The sequence below is a fragment of the Blautia sp. RTP21359st1_E11_RTP21359_211015 genome, assembly GCF_040910705.1.
In the GTDB taxonomy this organism is placed as follows: domain Bacteria; phylum Bacillota; class Clostridia; order Lachnospirales; family Lachnospiraceae; genus Blautia_A; species Blautia_A fusiformis.
In genome coordinates this window covers 88,626-109,366 of the sequence record NZ_JBDGAB010000003.1, presented here as the reverse complement: position 1 = coordinate 109,366, position 20,741 = coordinate 88,626, and the positions used below count along the sequence as shown (strand labels likewise).

17 protein-coding genes are annotated in these 20,741 nt (G+C 45.9%); 6 read left to right on the top strand and 11 right to left on the bottom strand.

Annotated features, from left to right (window positions below):
- Nucleotides 1-177 precede the first annotated feature (177 nt).
- From AB5026_RS01995 to AB5026_RS01980, 4 genes are all read right to left on the bottom strand, one after another.
- A complete protein-coding gene (locus tag AB5026_RS01995) occupies nt 178-1,308 on the bottom strand; it encodes an MFS transporter (protein WP_368212644.1) in 1,131 nt (376 codons plus the stop codon).
- Nucleotides 1,309-1,510: 202 nt separating this feature from the next.
- Nucleotides 1,511-2,635, bottom strand: coding sequence for a DUF362 domain-containing protein (locus AB5026_RS01990; protein WP_368212642.1), 1,125 nt, complete (start codon nt 2,633-2,635; stop codon nt 1,511-1,513).
- A gap of 140 nt (nt 2,636-2,775) precedes the next feature.
- On the bottom strand, nt 2,776-3,243 hold the full coding sequence (locus AB5026_RS01985) for a DUF2284 domain-containing protein (protein ID WP_015527271.1): 468 nt from the start codon (nt 3,241-3,243) through the stop codon (nt 2,776-2,778).
- Nucleotides 3,244-3,309: 66 nt separating this feature from the next.
- Nucleotides 3,310-4,182, bottom strand: a complete 873-nt coding sequence (locus AB5026_RS01980) for a LysR family transcriptional regulator (protein WP_144092498.1) — start codon at nt 4,180-4,182, stop codon at nt 3,310-3,312.
- Between the two features lie 155 nt (nt 4,183-4,337).
- Between AB5026_RS01980 and AB5026_RS01975 the strand changes: the two genes are divergently transcribed.
- The 3 genes from AB5026_RS01975 to sdaAA are packed head-to-tail and all read left to right on the top strand — an operon-like array spanning nt 4,338 to nt 7,122.
- A complete protein-coding gene (locus tag AB5026_RS01975; RefSeq protein ID WP_118608403.1) occupies nt 4,338-5,558 on the top strand; it encodes a dicarboxylate/amino acid:cation symporter in 1,221 nt (406 codons plus the stop codon).
- Nucleotides 5,559-5,563: 5 nt separating this feature from the next.
- Complete coding sequence (gene sdaAB / locus AB5026_RS01970; protein ID WP_015527273.1) at nt 5,564-6,232, top strand: L-serine ammonia-lyase, iron-sulfur-dependent subunit beta; 669 nt, start codon at nt 5,564-5,566, stop codon at nt 6,230-6,232.
- A gap of 20 nt (nt 6,233-6,252) precedes the next feature.
- A complete protein-coding gene (gene sdaAA / locus AB5026_RS01965) occupies nt 6,253-7,122 on the top strand; it encodes an L-serine ammonia-lyase, iron-sulfur-dependent, subunit alpha (protein ID WP_118608404.1) in 870 nt (289 codons plus the stop codon).
- A gap of 288 nt (nt 7,123-7,410) precedes the next feature.
- On the opposite strand, the gene AB5026_RS01960 is transcribed toward sdaAA, so the two are convergent.
- The 4 genes from AB5026_RS01960 to AB5026_RS01945 all read right to left on the bottom strand — a co-directional run bounded on the left by AB5026_RS01960 (nt 7,411) and on the right by AB5026_RS01945 (nt 10,910).
- On the bottom strand, nt 7,411-8,112 hold the full coding sequence (locus AB5026_RS01960) for a GTP pyrophosphokinase family protein (protein ID WP_195274263.1): 702 nt from the start codon (nt 8,110-8,112) through the stop codon (nt 7,411-7,413).
- 185 nt (nt 8,113-8,297) lie between these two features.
- On the bottom strand, nt 8,298-8,657 hold the full coding sequence (locus AB5026_RS01955) for a P-II family nitrogen regulator (RefSeq protein WP_015527276.1): 360 nt from the start codon (nt 8,655-8,657) through the stop codon (nt 8,298-8,300).
- A 54-nt stretch (nt 8,658-8,711) separates the two neighbouring features.
- Nucleotides 8,712-9,950, bottom strand: a complete 1,239-nt coding sequence (locus tag AB5026_RS01950) for an ammonium transporter (protein WP_092068756.1) — start codon at nt 9,948-9,950, stop codon at nt 8,712-8,714.
- A 234-nt stretch (nt 9,951-10,184) separates the two neighbouring features.
- Nucleotides 10,185-10,910 carry a TraX family protein gene (locus AB5026_RS01945; RefSeq protein ID WP_227588599.1) on the bottom strand — a complete coding sequence of 242 codons (726 nt, stop codon included), beginning with the start codon at nt 10,908-10,910 and terminating at the stop codon, nt 10,185-10,187.
- A 227-nt stretch (nt 10,911-11,137) separates the two neighbouring features.
- On the opposite strand from AB5026_RS01945, the gene nudC reads away from it, so the two are divergent.
- On the top strand, nt 11,138-11,974 hold the full coding sequence (gene nudC, locus AB5026_RS01940; RefSeq protein WP_227588598.1) for an NAD(+) diphosphatase: 837 nt from the start codon (nt 11,138-11,140) through the stop codon (nt 11,972-11,974).
- A 204-nt stretch (nt 11,975-12,178) separates the two neighbouring features.
- Here nudC and AB5026_RS01935 read toward each other — a convergent pair whose 3' ends face one another.
- Nucleotides 12,179-14,446 carry a glycogen/starch/alpha-glucan family phosphorylase gene (locus tag AB5026_RS01935; protein ID WP_288245271.1) on the bottom strand — a complete coding sequence of 756 codons (2,268 nt, stop codon included), beginning with the start codon at nt 14,444-14,446 and terminating at the stop codon, nt 12,179-12,181.
- 214 nt (nt 14,447-14,660) lie between these two features.
- Nucleotides 14,661-15,578, bottom strand: a complete 918-nt coding sequence (locus AB5026_RS01930) for an AraC family transcriptional regulator (RefSeq protein WP_015527280.1) — start codon at nt 15,576-15,578, stop codon at nt 14,661-14,663.
- Nucleotides 15,579-15,862: 284 nt separating this feature from the next.
- Here AB5026_RS01930 and AB5026_RS01925 point away from each other — a divergent pair, with 284 nt between their 5' ends.
- Nucleotides 15,863-17,077 (top strand): iron-containing alcohol dehydrogenase, encoded by a 1,215-nt coding sequence (locus tag AB5026_RS01925; protein WP_092068531.1) that lies wholly within the window; start codon nt 15,863-15,865, stop codon nt 17,075-17,077.
- A gap of 70 nt (nt 17,078-17,147) precedes the next feature.
- On the top strand, nt 17,148-18,527 hold the full coding sequence (locus tag AB5026_RS01920; protein ID WP_110102901.1) for an aldehyde dehydrogenase: 1,380 nt from the start codon (nt 17,148-17,150) through the stop codon (nt 18,525-18,527).
- A gap of 57 nt (nt 18,528-18,584) precedes the next feature.
- Here the strand turns inward: AB5026_RS01920 and AB5026_RS01915 are convergent, their stop codons facing one another.
- A complete protein-coding gene (locus AB5026_RS01915; protein WP_368212639.1) occupies nt 18,585-20,678 on the bottom strand; it encodes a glycoside hydrolase family 3 C-terminal domain-containing protein in 2,094 nt (697 codons plus the stop codon).
- Between the last annotated feature and the right edge of the window lie 63 nt (nt 20,679-20,741).

Below are 20,741 nucleotides of genomic sequence, written 5' to 3'. Positions count from 1 at the left end.
TTCACTTCTGTTTCGCTTTCTCTCTCATAATGCTTCCCTGTACAGTGCCAGGATATCCTCCTGAACGGTTTTCTGAGGATTTACCGCAATGTTTCCGCTTTTCATGGCATCCTCTGTCATCTGCGCAAAATACTCATCCGTAACCCCGGTGTCCGATAATTTCGCAGGGATTCCAACCTAGGCGTTCAGCTCATAGCCATTACTGCTCACCAGACCGGAGATCGCCGGTGCGCCAAAGGTTGCAAATACAATGCCGAACATGACAAATCCGTAATTCTCCCCGGTGTGCTTCATTCCGAAAATAGAGCTTGTCAGGGACGGAAAGCTTCCCATGATGCCGCCGTAGCAGCCGTACATCAGCACAACAGCAACTGTTACTGCCAGGGATCTTGATACAGCGAGAACTCCCATAGCGATCACTGCCACGATCAGCACTCCTTTGATGCAGACGATCCTTCCCACTTTATCTGCCAGTGTCGGAAGCACCAGTCTGGCTCCCGCATTGACAATGGATCCAAGCATAACGGCGCTGACTGCCACTGCAGACGGGATCCCAAGGTCGATCTGGTAGGTCTGGGATACCGGTGAAACCATAAAATAAGAAATCAGTCCAAAGAACATGGTCGCAAGAAGAAGATAAAAATTTCTTGTACGCATCATCTCTCCGGATGTATACTGCTTCATCTCCGATGTTCCGGACTTTGCCGCAGAGCCACCTGCGTTCACCAGACTCTTATCGGGTGCCTGAAAAAAGATGCCGCACAGGATCCAGGAAACTGCGATGGCTGCCCCAATGATCAGAAAGGTTTTCTGCACGCCCTCTGCCTCCAGCAGCTTTCGACTCAGCGGCGCCAGGAAAAATCCGCAAAGTCCGTTGGCAGTTACCACAACGCCGGAAGCAAATCCGGTACGGTCCGGGAACCATCTCTGCACAGTTGCCAGGATCACCGTGTAGATCATTCCCTGTCCAAATCCCTGCATCACGCCATAGGACAGATACATAGGAAGCGGTGTAGGAACGATCAGAAATGTGGATGCCAGGATTCCTGCCGCAAAGGTCCCGCCTCCGATCCATACAATCGTCTTTTCCTTAAAGCGGTTCTGCATCCTTCCGCCTACGATATTTCCGAATACAAAGGTGCTCAGTGCCAGATAAAAGCACATAGATGCCTGTCCTTGGCTCCAGCCTGCCTGCTCCATCACATAGGGCTGGTAAATAGACCATACATGGGGATATCCGGTAAAAAAGATTGCGAAAGCTCCGAATATCATAGTCAGCAGACGCTGTTTTTTCTGTATTCCTGTCATAATTTCCTCCTCTGAAAAAGATTTCAGGCCTGCTCTATATTCTCTGCTCACAGAATGCAGCCTGTTTCTGTACACACGATCTGCACGTTTTCCTGCACATTAGCTCCGCTTATTACGTTTTTTCATTTTATATTTCTTTATTTACGCAAAAAGCACGCCATGTAACAGGCGTGCTTTCGTGATTTTCTATGATTTCTGTTGCTTATTTGATTATCTTCAGCTCATATTCCCTGATTCCCAGGCCGATCTTTTCTGCCTGATCCAGAGTTGCCTTCCACTCAATATTCGGATTGGAATCCTTAAAGTGGTCATGGTGACAGTGCCATCCCGGCTCTGCCAGATGCTCTCCAAGCTGGCTGTTGGCGATCGGTGTTGCATTCAGGCAGGCATCTGCACAGGCCTGATCCAGTGCAACCGGGTCAAAGCTTGCGAACATTCCGATATCCGGAAGGATCGGCGCATCATTTTCACCATGGCAGTCACAGTTAGGGCTGATATCCTGTACCAGTGCAATATGGAAATGGGGACGTCCGTGACAGACAGCCTGTGCATACTCTGCCATCTTGCGATCAAGAAGCTCGTTTGCACTGCTATTCGGATTGTATACGGCATCATAACTGCAGGCCCCGATACAGCGGCCACAGCCTTTGCATTTATCGTAATCGATAACTGCTTTCTTGTTTACATATGTAATCGCATCACTTCCGCACTCTTTCGCACAACGGCGGCAACCACGACAGACATCTTCATGGATGGCCGGCTTTCCGCTGGCATGCTGCTGCATTTTTCCGGCACGACTTCCGCATCCCATACCGATATTCTTCAGAGCACCGCCAAAGCCGGTTGTCTCATGTCCCTTGAAATGGCTGAGACTGATAAAAATATCTGCGTCCATGATAGCATGTCCGATCAGGGCAGTTTTGCAGTATTCTCCGTTTACTACCGGAACTTCTACTTCATCGGTTCCTCGAACTCCGTCACCGATGATGATCTGACATCCGGTTGTGATCGTGTTAAATCCGTTAAGATTTGCACAGTCCAGATGCTCCAGTGCATTCTTTCTGCTTCCCGGATAAAGAGTATTACAATCTGTCAGGAACGGCATTCCGCCCTGCTCCTTACAAAGATCTGCGACTACCCTTGCATAGTTCGGACGAAGGAATGCCATATTTCCAAGCTCTCCGAAATGCATCTTGATGGCTACGAATTTTCCATCCATATCAATATCTTTGATTCCTGCGGCAACACAGAGTTTTTTCAGTTTGTCCAGCTGGCTGGTTCCCACCGGACAACGAAAATCAGTGAAATAAACTGTTGATTTTTCCATTCTGGTTTTTCTCCTGCTGATTCTTTTTATGTAATTACATTTATTTAAACTCTACACGTTTTTTCTGTTTCTGTCAACGGATACTCGCATTCGTAAAATTCCATCTATTTCTCCCATATTCCTTTACAAAATCCTTCATCTTACCCATGGAAAAGAACCTGGGAAAAATAACGGATCATTCCGTCGCTGGTCCAGCATAGCATTCCTGCAGCGTCTGCCATTTTCTGTGCATCCACACAGTAAGCGGACATGCAGGAATTATGTTTATAAGGTCCCGCACTCATGATCAGAAGATCAGTTATTCCCTCTTCTTTCATCTTCTCTGCCAGCTGTTCTGTCAGTTTGTTATGAGCAAGTTTTGCCTTTTTGTAGTCCATAAGGCCATCCTGCATTGTCTGGAGTATCAGCGTTTTTTCGTATTTCAGCGCATGCTCTTTCATCTCCTCTACAGTGCCGCTCTGTGGTGGACATGCCGGGTTTTTATCATAATTCCCGCAAAGATTGTCCTCGCAGAAAACCCGGTATTCCGGCACAAATACAAGCTGATCGGTACTTATGACCGCTGCGTCGGAAAAACCAAGAGCTTTTGCTTCTTCAATAAGATTCATTTTTTCTCTCCTGTGTTTTTTTCTTTTATAGTGCCACATTTTATTTGTTTTTACAAGCTCTGACTTTCACTCCGCCGCCAGACGGATAAACTCCTCCATCTCTCTTGTCTTAAACTTGTTCTTATGGTAAAAGATCTGCCGGTACATGGATATCTCCACATCTTCCACATGTAAAAGGGCAATTCTTCCTTTCCGGATATCCCGCTCCACAGCCAGATAGGGAAGAAAGGAAAGTCCGTGGTTCTTTTCCAGCATGCGGATGATGAAAGCGGTATCGCTGATCTCCAGTACCGGTGACAGGGCCTGCTTCTTAAGCGCCAGCTGCTGCTCCAAGGCCTGCCGATAATTGGCATTCTTTTCCGTGAGAAAAAAAGGCTCTTCCAGAATATCCTCCATCTTCAGCGTCTTTCCCGCAAACTCCGAATCTGCAGAGGCCACAAATACTACCGGCTCCGCCTTCTCCATGACCTTCACCCAGTTCTGGTCCCACCTTGGGGTATCCAGTATATAAATAAGATCCAGCCCGTTATGCTCCATCATCCGTATCAGCTGCTCCGGTGTATCAATAGTCACCTGCATATTTACTTTCGGGTGAAACTCACGAAATTTGCTGAGAACAGCCGGAAGCTTTGCTGTGCAGAGAGATTCAATAGTCCCGATATGCAATGGATTTTTCAGTTCCGCATCGTCATTCATTGACTTTTTTGCTTTATTTACATCATATAAGATCCGGCTTGCATGCTCCATAAACTCTTTTCCGGACGGAGTAAGCACCACACGCTTTCCGGTTCTGTCAAAAAGTCTTGTTTCCAGCTCATTTTCCAGAAGACGGATCTGGACAGTGATCGCTGACTGGGTGTATCCCAGAACCTCTGCTGCCCTGGAAAAGCTCTGAAGCTGTGCTACATGTACAAACGTCTCCAACTGACGGATTTCCATGATTTTCTCCCTTTTACTATGAAATTTTTTCATCGTGATGATGAAATCTGTGAATTTGCCTTATTTTTATGTCAATGTTACAATACAATCACGAGGACGTCAATCGTATTTTTGTGCAAAATGAATAAATTCATACTTAGGAGGAAAGAATCCAAATGGAAAAGAAAAAAATCAAGATCGGACTTGTGCCGAAGCTGATCATTGCCATCATCGTAGGTATCCTGTTCGGCCAGTTCCTTCCGGAAGGCTTCTGTCGCTTTGTTGTAACCCTTTCCGGATTTTTCAGTACCTTTCTGAAATTCGTCATCCCGCTGATGATCCTTGCCTATGTGACCATGGGTATTGCGGATCTTTCACAGGGTGCAGGGAAGCTTCTCCTGATCACAGTGGCTCTGGCTTATGGCTCCACTCTGATCGCAGGTTCCGCATCCTATCTGGTATCATCCAGCCTGTTCCCGCACTTTATGAGTGAAGGTGCACTGGATCAGATCGCAGCTACCGCAGACGCATCCCTGACACCGTTTTTCTCCATCACACTGGAGCCGGTCATGGATACTCTTTCTGCTGTTGCTCTTGCCTTTGTCATGGGACTGTGCCTCTCTTCCATGCGTGGAAAAGAAATGGGAAACAGCCTTTATAACGGAATGAGTGACTTTTCCAAGATCATTGACAAGGTCCTTCATACCATTATCATCCCGCTGCTTCCGCTTTACATCTGCGGAACCTTCACAGATATGACTATTTCCGGAAAAACCTTTGCCATCTTAAGCATCCTCTGGAAGGTATTCCTTGTTGTTATCATCATGCACCTGATCTGCATTACGATCCAGTTTGTGATCGCAGGTACTGTCAGCAAAAAGAATCCTTTCACTCTGATCAAAAATCAGATTCCGGGATACACAACTGCTCTGGGAACCCAGTCTTCCGCAGCTACCATCCCGGTCAATCTGGAATGTGCCAAAAAAGACGGCGTGTGCGAGCAGATCCGCAACTTCGTAGTACCGCTCTGTGCAAACATCCACATGGCCGGTTCCATGATCACCATCACAGCCTGTGCTACTGCAGTCTGCCTTATGAACCAGCTGCCCATCAGTCTTGGGATCATCGTTCCGTTCATCATGACTCTCGGTGTTGCCATGGTTGCATCTCCCGGTGCTCCCGGTGGTTCCATCATGACTGCCCTTCCATTCCTTTACATGGTATTCGGAGCTGAAGCCGGTGATCCGGACGGTGCAATCTGTGCGATCATGGTTGCCCTTTATATCACACAGGATTCCTTTGGAACAGCCTGCAATGTATCCGGTGACAATGCTATCGGCGTGATCGTTGACACTATTTATAAGAAATTTATTGTAAAAACACCACAGGAGAATTAAGCAAAATGTCTTTTATCAGTGTATTTGACGTTATGGGTCCCAACATGATCGGTCCTTCCAGTTCTCATACCGCAGGGGCTGCACGCATTGCTTTCCTTGCCCAGAAGATGATCACGCCGCCCCTGAAAAAAGTGGAATTCATCCTTTATGGTTCCTTCGCCAGAACATACAAGGGACACGGTACAGACCGTGCCCTCCTTGGCGGGATCATGGGCTTTTCCACAGATGACATGCGTATACGGAATTCTTTTGATATTGCCAGGGAACAGGGGATCGACTTTTCCTTTACTCCAAATGAAGCGGAAACCGATGTCCATCCCAACACTGTAGATATCCATATGGTCAATGAACAGGGACAGGAAATGACAGTCCGGGGGGAATCGCTGGGCGGCGGCAAGGTCCGTATTGTGGAGATCAACCACGTGAAAGTGGATTTCACCGGCGAATACAGTGCCATCATCGTGATTCATCAGGATACTCCCGGTGTTGTGGCCTACATCACCAGATGCTTAAGTGAACGTAACATTAACATTGCCTTCATGCGCCTCTTCCGTGAATCCAAAGGAACCACAGCCTATACGATCGTGGAATCCGACGGTCATCTCCCGGAAGATATCGTAGAAAGCATTCACCGGAACACCAACATCCATGATGTCATGGTTGTTCAGATGTAGGGAAAAGGAGGATGTGTTTTATGGATTTCAAAAATGCCAAGGAACTTCTTGCTCTCTGCCAGAAAAAAAAGCTTCCGATTTCCGAAGTAATGCGCCAGCGTGAGATCCTTCTCGGTGAAACCACTGCTGAAATCGTGGACCAGCGCATGGACCGTGTTCTGGAGATCATGAAGGATGCTGCTTTTTCCCCCATCAAAGATCCGGTGATATCTATGGGCGGACTGATCGGCGGTGAAGCCCGAAAGCTCTGCGAATTTCATGACCTGGGAAAAAGCCTGTGCGGAAATGTTCTCGGAAAGGGTATCACCTACGCTATGGCAACCCTTGAGACCAACGCTTCCATGGGACTTATCGTTGCCTCTCCTACTGCCGGCAGTGCCGGGATCGTTCCCGGAATGATGCTTGCACTTCAGGAGGTCTACGGCTTTTCCGATAAAAAAATCCGCCAGGCACTATTTAATGCAGGCGCGATCGGCTATCTTGCCATGCGTAATGCAACAGTTGCCGGTGCTGTTGGCGGATGTCAGGCTGAGGTCGGAATCGCTTCTGCAATGGCTGCTTCCGCTGCTGTGGAGCTTCTTGGCGGTACACCTCTTCAGTGTACTTATGCTGCTTCCACGGTTCTTATGAACATGCTTGGACTTGTGTGCGACCCGGTAGGCGGCCTGGTAGAATATCCCTGCCAGAACCGTAACGCAGCCGGTGTTTCCAATGCCCTAATCGCAGCCGAAATGTCACTGGCCGGTATCCCCCAGTTCATCCCGCTGGATGAGATGATCGATGCCATGTATACTGTGGGCAAAAAGCTTCCTGCAGAGCTTCGTGAAACTGCTCTCGGCGGTTGTGCAGCCACACCGTCCGCCTGTGAAAAGTGTCATCTTTGCAGTTGAAATGCAACTATGGCAGAGAAAAAGCAGTTGGATATCTTATGCCCCATTTGTTGCACAGCTCTATATTGAATAATAACTTCATAGTTTGCTCAGTCAGATAATAAAACGGAGAATTCCTTAAATTTTTCTTTCGGGAATTCTCCGTTTTATTTTTTATAAATCCTAATTTATAATTTCATGTGTAAATATCTTTTATTTCTCCAACACCGGGATATTCTCCTTTTCTGATACAGTAATTTTACAGGTTTGTCATAAAACAGGCATTCTGATCTCGCATTCGCTGATTGCTCAGATTTTTTCGATTTTATTTCGTAATCCCAGCATTCTGTGATCCAGATTAGCAATTTCTTCTGCATATTTTTTTAATTCTGTTTCAATTTCCGCATTGTCTCTTTTTTTATAATACAATTCATATTCTAACACAGACCAGTAATCCATCGCAATGGTCCGAAGCTGTATTTCCACCAGTTCTTTCTGTTCACCTTCCGCAGAGTAGATAGGTACTTTCACGATCAGATGAAGACTTTTGTAGCCGTTTTTCTTTGGATTTTTAATGTAATCCTTTATCCGGACGATCTCGATATCCTTCTGCATTTCCAGGGATTCTGCAACCTGGTAAAGCTCATCCTCAAACGGACAGACTACACGGATGCCGATGAGATCTTTCAGATTTTTTCTGGCAGTCTCAAAATCCGGTTCCAGTCCTTTTTTCAGAAGTTTAGCGTAAATACTTTCAGCACTTTTTATCCGGTTGGTGATCTGACTGATCACAGTACGCTTTTTCTGTCCGGAAAGTTCTGCGTTGATCATTTTAAGCTTCGCCATGAGAATATCTATAGCCGCCTTGCAGCGGAGACGATAGTCCGGATCCTTGATGTAACTTGCAATGGCTGCTGTTTTTTCTGCCGCCAGTTTAAGATGTTCCGGTTCTGCTGAACTCAACTCCTGAGCCTGCTCTTTTCTGATCTTCGTTGATTTCTTTTTTGACATAGTTTTTCCGTATGTTTTAATTTTACTTTCTAACTGATCTATTGTGTACCTTTCTATCTTATATGTAACTGCAGAAGTTTGCATCAAATCAAAGTAAGACTATTGTTAATTATCTGCAAAAAATCCTTCTGAAAATCTGAATATCTCAGTTTTTCCAGAAGGATCTTTTTTATATCTTTATTATTTTACAGGAACTCCGACTGCAGCGCATCGTATCCGGTCTCACCTGTACGGATACGAACAGCGTTACGGATCTCATAGCTAAATATCTTTCCATCGCCTGGATCACCGGTAAACGCTGCTTTCTGCACAGCATCAATAACTTTGATCTCCCAATCTTCCGATGATACCACGATTTCAAACTTGATCTTCGGTTTCAGAAATACATCGATCTTGGAACCACGGACATATTCTGTATAGCCGCGCTGTGTTCCGCAGCCCATGATCTGGGTTACTGTAAAACCGTTAACCTGGATCTCATTTAACGCTGCTTTGACATCTTCCATTTTTTCTTCTCTTACGATTGCTTCTATTTTAATCAACATACTATAATCTCCTCTTTAACACCATCATTCACATTAACAGGAAATGGACTCTTATCAGTCAAATCCATTAAATGACGGATATGCATTCTCTCCATGCTGGGACGCATCCAGACCAACCATCTCTTCCTTCGGATCTACACGAAGCGGTGTAAAGATCCGCACGATCCCGATACAGATCAGCGTTCCCACAATAGCAACCGCAATGGTGATCACAATACTCAATACCTGCGCCAGGAACAGACGGTGATCTCCAAACACAAGGCCATCCCATTTTGCAACCGAGTTAATGGAAGTTTTTCCGAAGAGACCTGTTGCGATTCCTCCCCAGATACCACCGATACCATGGCAGCCAAAAGCATCCAGGGCATCGTCGATCTTCAGCTTCTGTTTCAGAAGGATCACAGTAAAGTAACAGATCGGGCTTACCAGGATCCCAATGATAAAGGATGCCCATACCGGTACGAAACCAGCTCCCGGTGTAATGGCTACCAGTCCGATAACAAGACCTGTGGATGCACCAACCAGTGTCGGTTTTCCCTCGCGGATCACCTCGATCAGCATCCAGGTCAGCAGTGCGCAGGCAGAAGAAATACTGCTAGTCATAAAGGCATGTGCCGCAAGGCCGTCTGCCTTCAGCGCACTTCCTGCATTAAAACCGAACCATCCGAACCACAGCATAGCTGCTCCGAGAAATACAAATGGGATATTGTGTGTGCGATAGGTTGCTTTTGCATAGCCTCGTCTCTGTCCAAGATAAATGGCAAGAACCAGTGCACTGACACCGGAACTGATATGTACCACATTTCCTCCTGCAAAGTCCACAGAGCCAATGGCTGCCAGAAATCCACCGTCTCCCCAGACCATATGTGCCATTGGATAATACACGATCAAAGACCAGATCGCAATAAAGAAAAACAGCGCCTTAAAACGCATTCTTCCAACCACGGCACCGGTGATCAGTGCCGGTGTGATCATGGCAAACATCATCTGGAACGCCACAAATACCAGATGCGGGATCGTATCCGCATAAGGTCCCGGCTCCCAGCCTACGCCATTCAGCGCAAACCAGCGAAAATCTCCGATGATCCCGCCATGATTTCCTCCAAATGCCAGTGAATATCCAAACAATGTCCACATAACTACGGACAGTCCCATGATCGCCCCACAGGCCATCATGGTATTTACCACATTTTTCCTGCGGACCAGTCCTCCGTAGAAAAACGCAAGCCCAGGTGTCATAAAGAACACAAAGGCTGTACAGATCAGCATAAAGCCGGTATCTCCTGCATTCATCATTCATTTCCTCCTCAATTCCCTCAATTATTCTGCAACGCAAAAAGCGCCTGGAAACTCAATTTCCAGACGCCTTTGTCATGTCAGTTAGCATAGCAGATAATTTGTGGGTTTTCAAGAGTTTTTTCGCTATTTTTCTGTTTTCTTACAGAATTACTATGTTTTATGTGGATATGAAATTTATTTTCGGCAATCTATCCGGTTATAAATATTGGAGAGATTTTATTTTATCTATTACTGTACTATAACACGGACTATGCTCAGGATCAGCAGATGTGCCGGATAGAAAATATAGAAAAACCACTTGGAAAACTTCGGTGCTTTTTCGGATTTTTTGCCATTATAGAAGCACAGGATGATGATTCCTGATGCCACGATCCCTGCTGCCGAAAACAGAGCATGGAGCATTGCCGGTCCCGCTGCCATTTTTTCCACGTAGGAGCTGTAGTTAAACAGCACAAAAAGGGCAGCACCGACTCCGTACGCTGTTATCATCCTCTTCCTGTTCCCCCAGCTCTCATGGAACCAGATGGTAAAAACCGGTGCCAGGATTGCCCAGTCCGAATAAACGGATAGTAAAAGGAGCAGGATCAGAAGTGGAATTCTCCATTTACTTGCCATCATCCTTTCCTGAACAACCAGGATCATAAAACAGATAAACAGAGTAAAGATCATATTCAGCTGTGAATTTCCAAAAGCCATCATATAGGGAACCTGGGAGATTCCGGCAAAGATCAGAAGTCTTTCGCCATATTTTCTCCTGGAATGTGTATAGTAAAAACCTTCCACAAGAAAATAGCACATGGTAATGGCTGTGAAGTAACCAATGTCTATAAACACTTCCCACAGAATCGTGTTTTCCGGCAGAAGCACGTTGGCGATATGATTCAGAAACATGGTAAAAATTGCCAGATATTTAATGGCATCCCGGGTCAGTCCCGGCTTTTCTGTTATTGGCATGATCTTCTCCTTCTGTGCAGAAAAATTTTCAGACCTTTCACATCTTCTGCACAATATAATACATTTATCTTACACTGATTTTCTGACTCATACAACTTTTTTTGTTATTGCTGGAGTTGCCTTTTTCTCAAGGTAAGCTTATACTGTAGAAAGCGTGCTGTATTTTATATGGCAAAACTTCTCAGCAAACACTGTAAAACAATAAATTCGGAAAGGAATTATCGATCATGATCCAGGATATCGCACCACATACCTATCACAATGAGTACAAACCTGTGGCCCCGGATAAAGAAAGCCACATCCTTGCCTATGAAGAAGGAAAGATCCTTATGAAAAAAGATGGCGAGACTATGACTCTTCCAAGCTTTGGAGAGCTGGAAGGAAAAGTTGAAAATCTCTATGAGAATTATATCTATCTCTTCTCCATTGACGAAGAGCATTTTTATCTGATCCCGGATCTTGACACCAGTCTCCTTCCTGGTTATCAGTTTGAGATCACAAGAGTTCTCCGCACAGCGGAGCCACAGTATCTGGCTTTCGCAGGAATCACCGGATATCAGCTCTTTCAGTGGTACAGCAAGCGCCGTTTCTGCGGCTGCTGCGGCAAACCGATGGTACATGATAAACATGAGCGCAAGATGATCTGCCCTGCCTGTGGAAACGGTGAATATCCGGTGCTTTCTCCGGCTGTGATCGTAGGCGTTACCAACGGTGACAAGCTGATCCTCTCCAAATATGAGGGCCGAAATCACACCCGCTACGCCATGATCGCAGGTTTTGCCGAGATTGGCGAGACCATCGAGGAGACTGTCCACCGTGAAGTTATGGAAGAGATCGGCGTAAAGGTCAAAAATCTCCGCTACTACAAGAGCCAGCCATGGTCCTTCTCCGGAACCCTTCTGTTTGGCTTCTACTGTGATCTGGATGGCGACGACACTCTGACTGTAGACCACGATGAGCTTTCCATGGCCTCCTGGTTCGACCGGGAAGACATTCCGGATGAAGGAGATAATATCAGCCTTACCAAGGAAATGATGATGGCATTTAAGCATGGAAAAGCCTGAAGTATCGCTTGCCTGATTCCGTAAACAATTTTTCGTAACCAATTTCACAAAAAAACACCGGCCATTCATCTGTAACATGTCCTGTCCAGGCTGCCAGATCATCTCTGACATCTCAGCCCCAGTACATATTCCGATGAATGCCGGTGTTTTATTTTCTATTTTTCTATTTTTCTTCCGAGTCGGAGCAATCTGCCTAAAACCGTTTTATTTCTCCGGTGTCAGATGCCAAATATCTCTGTTGTACTCTTCGATGGTTCTGTCTGAAGAGAAGTATCCTGCTTTTCCGATATTTACAAGCATTTTCTCTGCCCATGCGGTTCTGTCCTCATAATCGGACAGTGCCTGATCTTTCACCTTCGCATAATCCTCGAAGTCAAGAAGAGTCATGAACCAGTCTTTGCTTACGATCTCATGATGCAGTCTTCTTAAATGCTCCTCACTTCCAATAGAAAGAAGCTCGTTTCCTACGATAAAGTCTACTGCACGACGGATGCGCTCGTCTTTCTCATAAAAATCTCTGGAGCAGTAGTCAGCCTTTTCATAGTGTTCGATAACCTGCTCACTGGACTCTCCGAAGATATAGATATTATCCTTGCCTACCAGCTGGCTGATCTCCACATTTGCACCATCCATGGTTCCCAGTGTTACAGCACCGTTGAGCATGAACTTCATGTTTCCTGTTCCGCTGGCCTCCTTGGAAGCAAGAGAGATCTGCTCGGAGATATCGCAGGCAGGGATCAGCTTCTCTGCTGCACTTACGTTGTAGTTTTCCACCATAACAACTTTCATGTACGGGGAAACCTCCGGATCATTGTTGATAAGCTCCTGTAAGCAGAGAAGCAGGTGGATAATATCCTTTGCGATAACGTATGCAGGAGCTGCCTTTGCACCGAAGATAAAGGTTACCGGGCGCTGCGGCTTCTCGCCTGCTTTGATCTTCAGATAACGGTCAATGATGTAAAGTGCGTTCAGCTGCTGACGTTTGTACTCATGAAGACGTTTGATCTGGATATCATAAACACTGTGTGTGTTGATCTCTTCACCTGTGTTGGCTTTGATAAACTCCGCACATCTCTTCTTTGCATCCTGCTTGATCTTAAGGATATTTGCAAGAACGTCCTGATTTCCCTTGAAGCCAAGCATCTTGTCAAGCTCAAAGGAATCCTTGCGGAAGCCGTCACCGATCATGGATGTGATGTACTCTGTCAGCGGATGGTTGCAGTGAAGGAGCCATCTGCGGAAGGTAATTCCGTTTGTCTTGTTATTGAATTTCTCCGGATAGATCTCATAGAACTGATGAAGCTCTGTCTCCTTCAGGATATCGGTATGAAGGGATGCAACACCGTTGATGGAAAATCCGTAGTGGATGTCCATATGTGCCATGTGTACCAGGTCATTCTTGTCGATGATAGCAAGATTTTCCTGCGGATATTTTGCTTTGATACGCTCGTCCAGCTTGCGGATGATCGGCATCAGATGCGGAACAACCTCCTCAAGATAGGAGATCGGCCATTTCTCAAGTGCCTCTGCAAGAATGGTATGGTTGGTATAAGCGCATACATGAGATACGATCTCGCATGCCTCCTCGAACTCGATTCCACGCTCTGTGAGGAGACGGATAAGCTCCGGAATTACCATACTCGGATGTGTATCGTTGATCTGGATCACTGCGTAATCGGCAAGGTCATGAAGATTGCAGCCTTTTGCTGTTGCCTCATCCAGGATCAGCTGTGCCGCATTGCTTACCATGAAGTACTGCTGATATATACGAAGCTTTCTTCCTGCATCATCGCTATCATCCGGATACAGGAACAGTGTCAGGTTGTGGAGCAGATCCCTCTTATCAAAGGAGATTCCCTCGCCCACAATGCTCTCATCTGCAATATCAATATCAAAAAGGCGAAGCTTGATCGCTTTGTTCTCATAGCCTGCAACATCAATATCATACAGTGTGGATTTCAGCATAAAGCCCTTAAATGGGACATAATAGGAAACGCCTGCATCTGTAAGCCAGCTCTCCGGCTGGATCCAAGGATTCGGTGTCTCAAACTGAAGATGATCCTTAAACTCCTGTTTGAAAAGTCCGAGGTGATAATTAAGTCCGATTCCTTCTCCCGGAAGTCCCAGAGTTGCAATGGAATCCAGGAAGCATGCTGCCAGACGGCCAAGTCCGCCGTTTCCGAGAGATGGCTCCGGCTCGATCTCCTCGATCATGGAAAGCTCTTTTCCGTTTTCTTTAAGATATTTCGCAACTTCATCATAAACGCCCAGATTGATCAGGTTGTTGGAAAGAAGCTTACCGATAAGAAACTCTGCGGAAATATAATAAATTTTCTTTTTTCCTTCCTGGTAGCCGCGGCCCTTCAGCTGCTCCTTTGTCCAGGAGAGAAGTCCGTGATAGATTTCCTCGTTTGTACAATCTTTTACATTTTTGTTATATTTGTCTTCAAATACTTTGCTTAATGTTTCCATTTTGATCTCCTTTCATGGATCTTGATGGGATGAAATATGTTTTTACAAGGTTGTTTGCTTTGTTTTGATGATATTAGGATATCACGCATTTCTTTTCAAAAATATAACAATCCTGTCATGATATGCAAGATATTTGTCAGACTGTTTTTCACTTTTTACGGTAGCTCTGCATAAAAACATAACCGATACATATGCGGTTGCTTCGGGAGCTTTCTCAGATCTGTCTCATACTCTTCCTGTATTTATGCGGTGAAACCTTATTGGACTGCTGAAATTTCTTTATAAAATAACTTGTACTGTTAAATCCCACCTGCATGGCGATCTCCGTCACAGGTGCATCGGAATGCGTAAGAAGATACTTCGCCTTCTCCATACGGAAGTCATTGATGTATTCCACCAGGGTTTTTCCCGTATACTGGCGGAAAAGCTTCATAAAATAATACTCACTGTAATTGGAAAGTCCGGAAAGCTCTGAAACGGTAAGATTCTCCTGGTAGTGAAGGCTGATATGATCCAGCACTTCCTTTACTGCTGCAAGGCTCTTGTTCTGCTCTGTGCTTACCGGGATAATATAATGCTTCGTCAGCATCTCATAAAAGAAATCAAAAAACAGCATTTTCAGCTTCACATAGAAATATGGCTTCTTCTCCGTATGACAGTCATGGATCTCCAGAAAAATTTCCCGTAGCTTCTCATATCCGGAATCTCCCTCTTCTATATGATGGCAGAATTCTGCCTTGTTTTCTATTAATGGTGATACCACACATTCCTGGCAGATATCTCCCGGCTGACCTGCAAGGAAGCCCAGGCTGAAAACCACACTCTTATAATAAAGAGGCTTCTTAAGATCCGTGCGCATACTATGGAGAACTCCGCAGTTCACGATCAGGATATCCCCCTTTTTCAGGCGGATGCTCTCCCGGTTCAGTCTGGCAAAGCCACTGCCTTTTTCAATATACATGATCTCCATCTCACTGTGCCAGTGGTCATACAGTGCATGAAAGATTTCACAGTTCGCCATATAGGTTTCCACCGGCAGCTCAAAGGAACCGTGAGGGCTTAATTCTTTTAAATTATCATCCACTTCGGATACGTGAAGAGGATTTTTTGCGGATGTGTCTGTTTCTGGCATGATTTCCTCCGTGATCAATATCTATCCTGCGGACATTTGCCTTCCGCTGGATATCCAATCCTTACATAATGATTCTGTTTGACTCCCTTAGTGTAAAGGATATTTACAACCATGACAATATTATATTTCCTGTTTTCTTTTTTATGACGTTACGGTTACTCTGTTCTCAGCAACACGCTTCGCGATACACTTCCATAAACGGCAATCTTGACTTTTCCCCTTCCAACTGCTATATATAATATTTAGAATAAAATAATTTGACTTTAAAAGGAAAGAAAACTACCATGAATCCATTAAAAAAAGCTTACTGCCGGGTTTTCCAGAATGTCTTTAAATTCGCCCTTCCACTGCTTCCTTACCGCAATCCGAAGATCATCGGAAGCGTCAAAGGTATTCCGGAAGTTCTGGAAAAAAGAAACTATAACAATGTACTCATCATCACAGATGCAGGGATCCGAAGCCTTGGCCTTACAGAAAGACTGGAGCAGACACTGAAGCGAAGCTGCATCTCTTACCACATCTACGACAAAACCGTTGCCAATCCAACAACCGTCAATGTGGACGAAGCCCTTCACATGTATCTGGACAATGACTGCCAGGCGATCATCGGCTTCGGCGGAGGTTCCAGTATGGACTGTGCAAAAGCCACAGCAGCCCGCATTGCCAAGCCACACCAGTCTCTTGCTCAGATGAAGGGAATCCTGAAGATCCACAAAAAGCTTCCTCTTCTCATCGCCATCCCCACGACTGCAGGAACAGGAAGTGAAACAACACTTGCTGCTGTCATTACCGATGCAGAAACACGGCACAAATATGCCATCAACGATTTTCCGCTGATCCCACGCTACGCAGTCCTTGACCCGAAAGTGACTTTAAGCCTTCCGCCGTTTATCACAGCTACCACCGGCATGGATGCCCTGACTCACGCAGTGGAAGCCTACATTGGAAATTCCACTACACCTGGCACAAGAAAAAATGCCCTGGATGCTGTCAGACTGATCTTTGAAAATCTGGATACCGCCTACACAGACGGCAATAATATTGAAGCAAGACGAAATATGCTCCGCGCCTCCTATTTCGCAGGCTGTGCCTTCACCAAATCCTACGTTGGATATGTCCACGCAATTGCACATTCCCTCGGCGGAAAATATAATGTTCCACATGGGCTTGCCAATGCAGTGATCCTTCCTATGGTACTGGAAACATACGGAGATTCCATCACTCACAAACTCCGCAACCTTGCCGTAACTGCCGGTCTCTGCGATAAACATGAGGACGATAAAACTGCTGCCCGGATGTTTATTGATGCAATAAAAGATATGAAAAAACGCTATGGCATCGGAGACTATATCCCGGAAATCCAGGAAACAGACATCCCGGAGCTTGCCCATTACGCAGATAAAGAAGCCAATCCTCTGTACCCGGTTCCTGTGCTGATGGATGCCGGCGAACTTGAGACACTGTATTACAGACTGATGCCTCCGGCAGGCAATTGCTAAAACAGCCATTGGCATAGAAAGATTTTTTCGATATTTCGAATACAGTTTTTTCAGAAAGGACTACAATTCCATGGAAAAAGAACAGATCAACCAGCTTTTAGATAAACAGCGCCAGTACTTCTACTCCGGCGCAACTCTTGACCTTGATTTTCGCATCAGCGCCCTGAAACGTCTCCGCGCTTCCATCCGGAAACACGAAGATCAGATCCACGCCGCGCTGAAAAAGGATCTTGGAAAAAGTAATTTCGAAAGCTATATGTGTGAGACCGGACTGGTGCTCTCCGAGATCACACATATGCTGAAAAATATCCGCTCCTACGCAAAAGAACAGACCGTTCCAACTCCACTGGCACAGTTCCATTCCCACAGTTTCCGCAAACCATCCCCCTACGGTGTTGTTCTCATTATGAGTCCGTGGAACTATCCGTTTCTTCTCACTATAGAACCACTGGTAGACGCCATTGCAGCCGGAAACACAGTCATCCTGAAACCAAGCGCCTACTCACCGGCAACAAGTGAAGTGATCCGTCTTCTCATCCATGAATGTTTCGATGAAAAATACGTTGCAACTGTCACAGGCGGACGTGCGGAAAACACACATCTTCTCAGTCTGCACTTTGATTACATCTTCTTCACGGGAAGCCAGTCTGTGGGAAAAGAGGTCATGAGAAAGGCTTCCGAACACCTCACACCAGTCACTCTGGAGCTGGGTGGAAAAAGCCCCTGCATCGTGGACAAAACAGCCAATCTCCGCCTTGCGGCAAAACGTATCGTATTCGGCAAGTTCCTGAACTGTGGCCAGACCTGCGTGGCTCCGGACTACATCTACTGTGATCCGGAGATCAAAGAAGCCCTGGTCGCAGAGCTTCGCAGACAGATCACACGCCAGTATGGAAAAGAAGCACTGAAGAACCGGAATTATGGAAAGATCATCAACGAAAAGCATTTCGACCGTATCAACAGTCTGATCGATCCTTCCAAAACTGTCTGCGGCGGTGGTTCCAACCGTGAAACACTTCAGATCGAGCCGACGGTTCTTGATAACGTAACCTTCGAAGATCCGGTCATGCAGCAGGAAATCTTCGGTCCGGTACTTCCGGTCCTCACCTATGACTCTCTCGGAGGTGCCGTAACAAAGATCAATTCCATGGCACATCCGCTGGCTCTTTATATCTTCACCGAAGATGAAAAAAATGCCCGGGAAGTTACTTCCCGATGTGGTTTCGGCGGTGGCTGTATCAACGATGTCCTCATACATCTGGCAACCAGCAATATGGGCTTCGGCGGCTTTGGTGAAAGCGGCATGGGATCCTATCATGGCATCGACGGCTTCCGGACATTCTCTCATTATAAGAGTATTGTAGATAAAAAGACCTGGATCGATCTTCCTATGCGGTATCAGAAATATCGGAAGATTTATGAGAAAATGGTACGGTTGTTTATGCGTTAGATATAAAGGGAGGGCGCTACCTGATGCATCGCCCTCCTGTTACTTTAGATTTTCTTATTATTTTTCCCAGATGATCTTTACCGGCATGATCCCGGTCAGTTCTTTGCTTTTTTCATCCGGCTGGCTGCAGCCTGCATAAATTTCAAATTTCTTTCCTTCTTCCATCCGTTTTCCTGTTTCATCTACTACGGTGAATGCTTTTTCCCATATTGGGATTTCTATTTTTCGGCATTCTCCCGCCTTCAGGAATATCCGATGAAAACCGGCCAGCATCGGATTTGGAATGGCATTTTTGCTGTCGATATTTTTTACATAAATCTGAACAACATCCTCTGTATCATATGCGCCGTTATTCTGCACTTCTACCTCCACGTTTATCTTCTGTCCACATGTTTTGACCTCTGCTTTATCTACTGCCACCTTACTGTACGTCAGACCATATCCAAAAGGAAACTGTGCTTTTCGTTCCATATAGCGATATGTTCTGCCTTTCATGGAATAATCGGTAAAATCCGGAAGTTCTTCCAGGCTTTCATAAAATGTCACCGGAAGTTTTCCTGATGGCGAGATTTCTCCAAACAATACCCTTGCCGCTGCCTTCCCGCCCTGGCATCCAGGGTACCACAGCATCATGACTGCATCAAATTTCTCTGCCGCATATTTCAGATTAAGGTCACTTCCTGCCAGCAGACAGAATACTACCGGTTTTCCGGTATCTGCGATCGCTTCCATCAGTTCTCGCTGTACTCCGGGAAGTTCAATATCTTCTTTATCTCCCGATACATAGCTGTTTCCGGTGTCTCCCTCTTCCCCTTCCAGTGTCTCATCCAGTCCCATACATAAGATCACCACATCGCTGTTTTCCGCAACCACCTTCGCTTCCGCAATACGATCTCTGGTAAACGCAAGGTGCTCCGTCCGGTCTCGGAACAGATCACAGCCTCTGGAAGTAAGGATCCTTACATCGTCTCCCACATAATCCTGGATGCCTTCCTGTATGGTAACATACCTGGAAGCTGTCCCATGATAATTGCCGATCAGCGCCTGTCTGCTGTCCGCATTTGGTCCGATGATCCCTATTGTTTTCAGTTTTTCTTTATCAAGCGGAAGAATCCCGTTATTTTTCAGCAGAACAAAGCTTTTTTCCGCTGCTTTCTCCGCTGCATCCAGATGCCTGGGAGATTCTACCTCAAGATAGGAGATATGGTCATATTCGCTTCCATCAAACAACCCCAGCAGATACCTTGTGGTAAAAAGCCGCACTGCTGCCCGGGTTATGGTTTCTTCTGTGACAAGCCCCTTTTCGTATGCCTTCATAATGTGAAGATAGGTATTTCCACAATTCAGGTCGCAGCCATTATTAATCGCCAGTGCTGCAGATTCAACGGCTGTATCCGTTACCATATGGTGTTCGTGAAAATCACGGATCGCCCAGCAGTCTGATACAAAATGCCCCTGAAATTTCCATTCGCCTCTGAGTTTTTTCTGTAATGTGGGACTTCCGCAGCAGGGTTCCCCGTTTGTCCGGTTATAAGCTCCCATAACCGCTTCTACTTTCGCTTCTTTTACCAGACCTTCGAATGCCGGCAGATATGTTTCTTCCATATCTTTTGCGGATGCTTCCGCATCAAATTCATGCCGGAGTGCCTCCGGCCCGGAATGTACTGCAAAATGTTTGGCACAGGCTGCTGCCTTCATTGTATCCCCATTTCCCTGAAGTGCTTTTACAAAGGAAACTCCAAGTTCTTTTGTAAGATACGGATCTTCCCCATAAGTTTCATGGCCTCTACCCCATCGTGGATCACGGAAAATATTGACATTAGGAGACCAGAACGTCAATCCCTTATAAATATCTCTGTCACCGTTTACGGAATATGCATTATACTTTGCTCTGCCCTCTGTTGCCACGATACCGGCCATCTCTGCCACACTTTTCCGGTCAAAAGTTGCCGCCATTCCGATCGCCTGTGGGAAAACCGTTGCCTGCCCTGCTCTGGCAACACCGTGAAGTCCCTCATTCCACCAGTTATATGCCGGAATTCCCAATCTTTTTATTGCAGGTGCATCGTACCTTAACTGACTGGCTTTTTCCTCCAGAGTCATCCTGGCAACCAGCGCTTCTGCTTTCTTCTTTGCTTCTTCCCGATTCATCCCCAATTTCCTCCTCACCTTTTTTTATATCATCTATCATTTGGTCTCTGACTGTCAAGTAGA

Coding starts and splice junctions, on each gene's coding strand:
- AB5026_RS01935 (WP_288245271.1), bottom strand. CDS start 14,446: ATGGAAACATTAAGCAAAGTATTTGAAGACAAATATAACAAAAATGTA.
- AB5026_RS01980 (WP_144092498.1), bottom strand. CDS start 4,182: ATGGAAATCCGTCAGTTGGAGACGTTTGTACATGTAGCACAGCTTCAG.
- AB5026_RS01960 (WP_195274263.1), bottom strand. CDS start 8,112: ATGTCAAAAAAGAAATCAACGAAGATCAGAAAAGAGCAGGCTCAGGAG.
- nudC (WP_227588598.1), top strand. CDS start 11,138: ATGATCCAGGATATCGCACCACATACCTATCACAATGAGTACAAACCT.
- AB5026_RS01945 (WP_227588599.1), bottom strand. CDS start 10,910: ATGCCAATAACAGAAAAGCCGGGACTGACCCGGGATGCCATTAAATAT.
- AB5026_RS01925 (WP_092068531.1), top strand. CDS start 15,863: ATGAATCCATTAAAAAAAGCTTACTGCCGGGTTTTCCAGAATGTCTTT.
- AB5026_RS01920 (WP_110102901.1), top strand. CDS start 17,148: ATGGAAAAAGAACAGATCAACCAGCTTTTAGATAAACAGCGCCAGTAC.
- AB5026_RS01950 (WP_092068756.1), bottom strand. CDS start 9,950: ATGAATGCAGGAGATACCGGCTTTATGCTGATCTGTACAGCCTTTGTG.
- AB5026_RS01990 (WP_368212642.1), bottom strand. CDS start 2,635: ATGGAAAAATCAACAGTTTATTTCACTGATTTTCGTTGTCCGGTGGGA.
- AB5026_RS01930 (WP_015527280.1), bottom strand. CDS start 15,578: ATGCCAGAAACAGACACATCCGCAAAAAATCCTCTTCACGTATCCGAA.
- AB5026_RS01975 (WP_118608403.1), top strand. CDS start 4,338: ATGGAAAAGAAAAAAATCAAGATCGGACTTGTGCCGAAGCTGATCATT.
- AB5026_RS01995 (WP_368212644.1), bottom strand. CDS start 1,308: ATGACAGGAATACAGAAAAAACAGCGTCTGCTGACTATGATATTCGGA.
- AB5026_RS01955 (WP_015527276.1), bottom strand. CDS start 8,657: ATGTTGATTAAAATAGAAGCAATCGTAAGAGAAGAAAAAATGGAAGAT.
- AB5026_RS01985 (WP_015527271.1), bottom strand. CDS start 3,243: ATGAATCTTATTGAAGAAGCAAAAGCTCTTGGTTTTTCCGACGCAGCG.
- sdaAB (WP_015527273.1), top strand. CDS start 5,564: ATGTCTTTTATCAGTGTATTTGACGTTATGGGTCCCAACATGATCGGT.
- AB5026_RS01915 (WP_368212639.1), bottom strand. CDS start 20,678: ATGAATCGGGAAGAAGCAAAGAAGAAAGCAGAAGCGCTGGTTGCCAGG.
- sdaAA (WP_118608404.1), top strand. CDS start 6,253: ATGGATTTCAAAAATGCCAAGGAACTTCTTGCTCTCTGCCAGAAAAAA.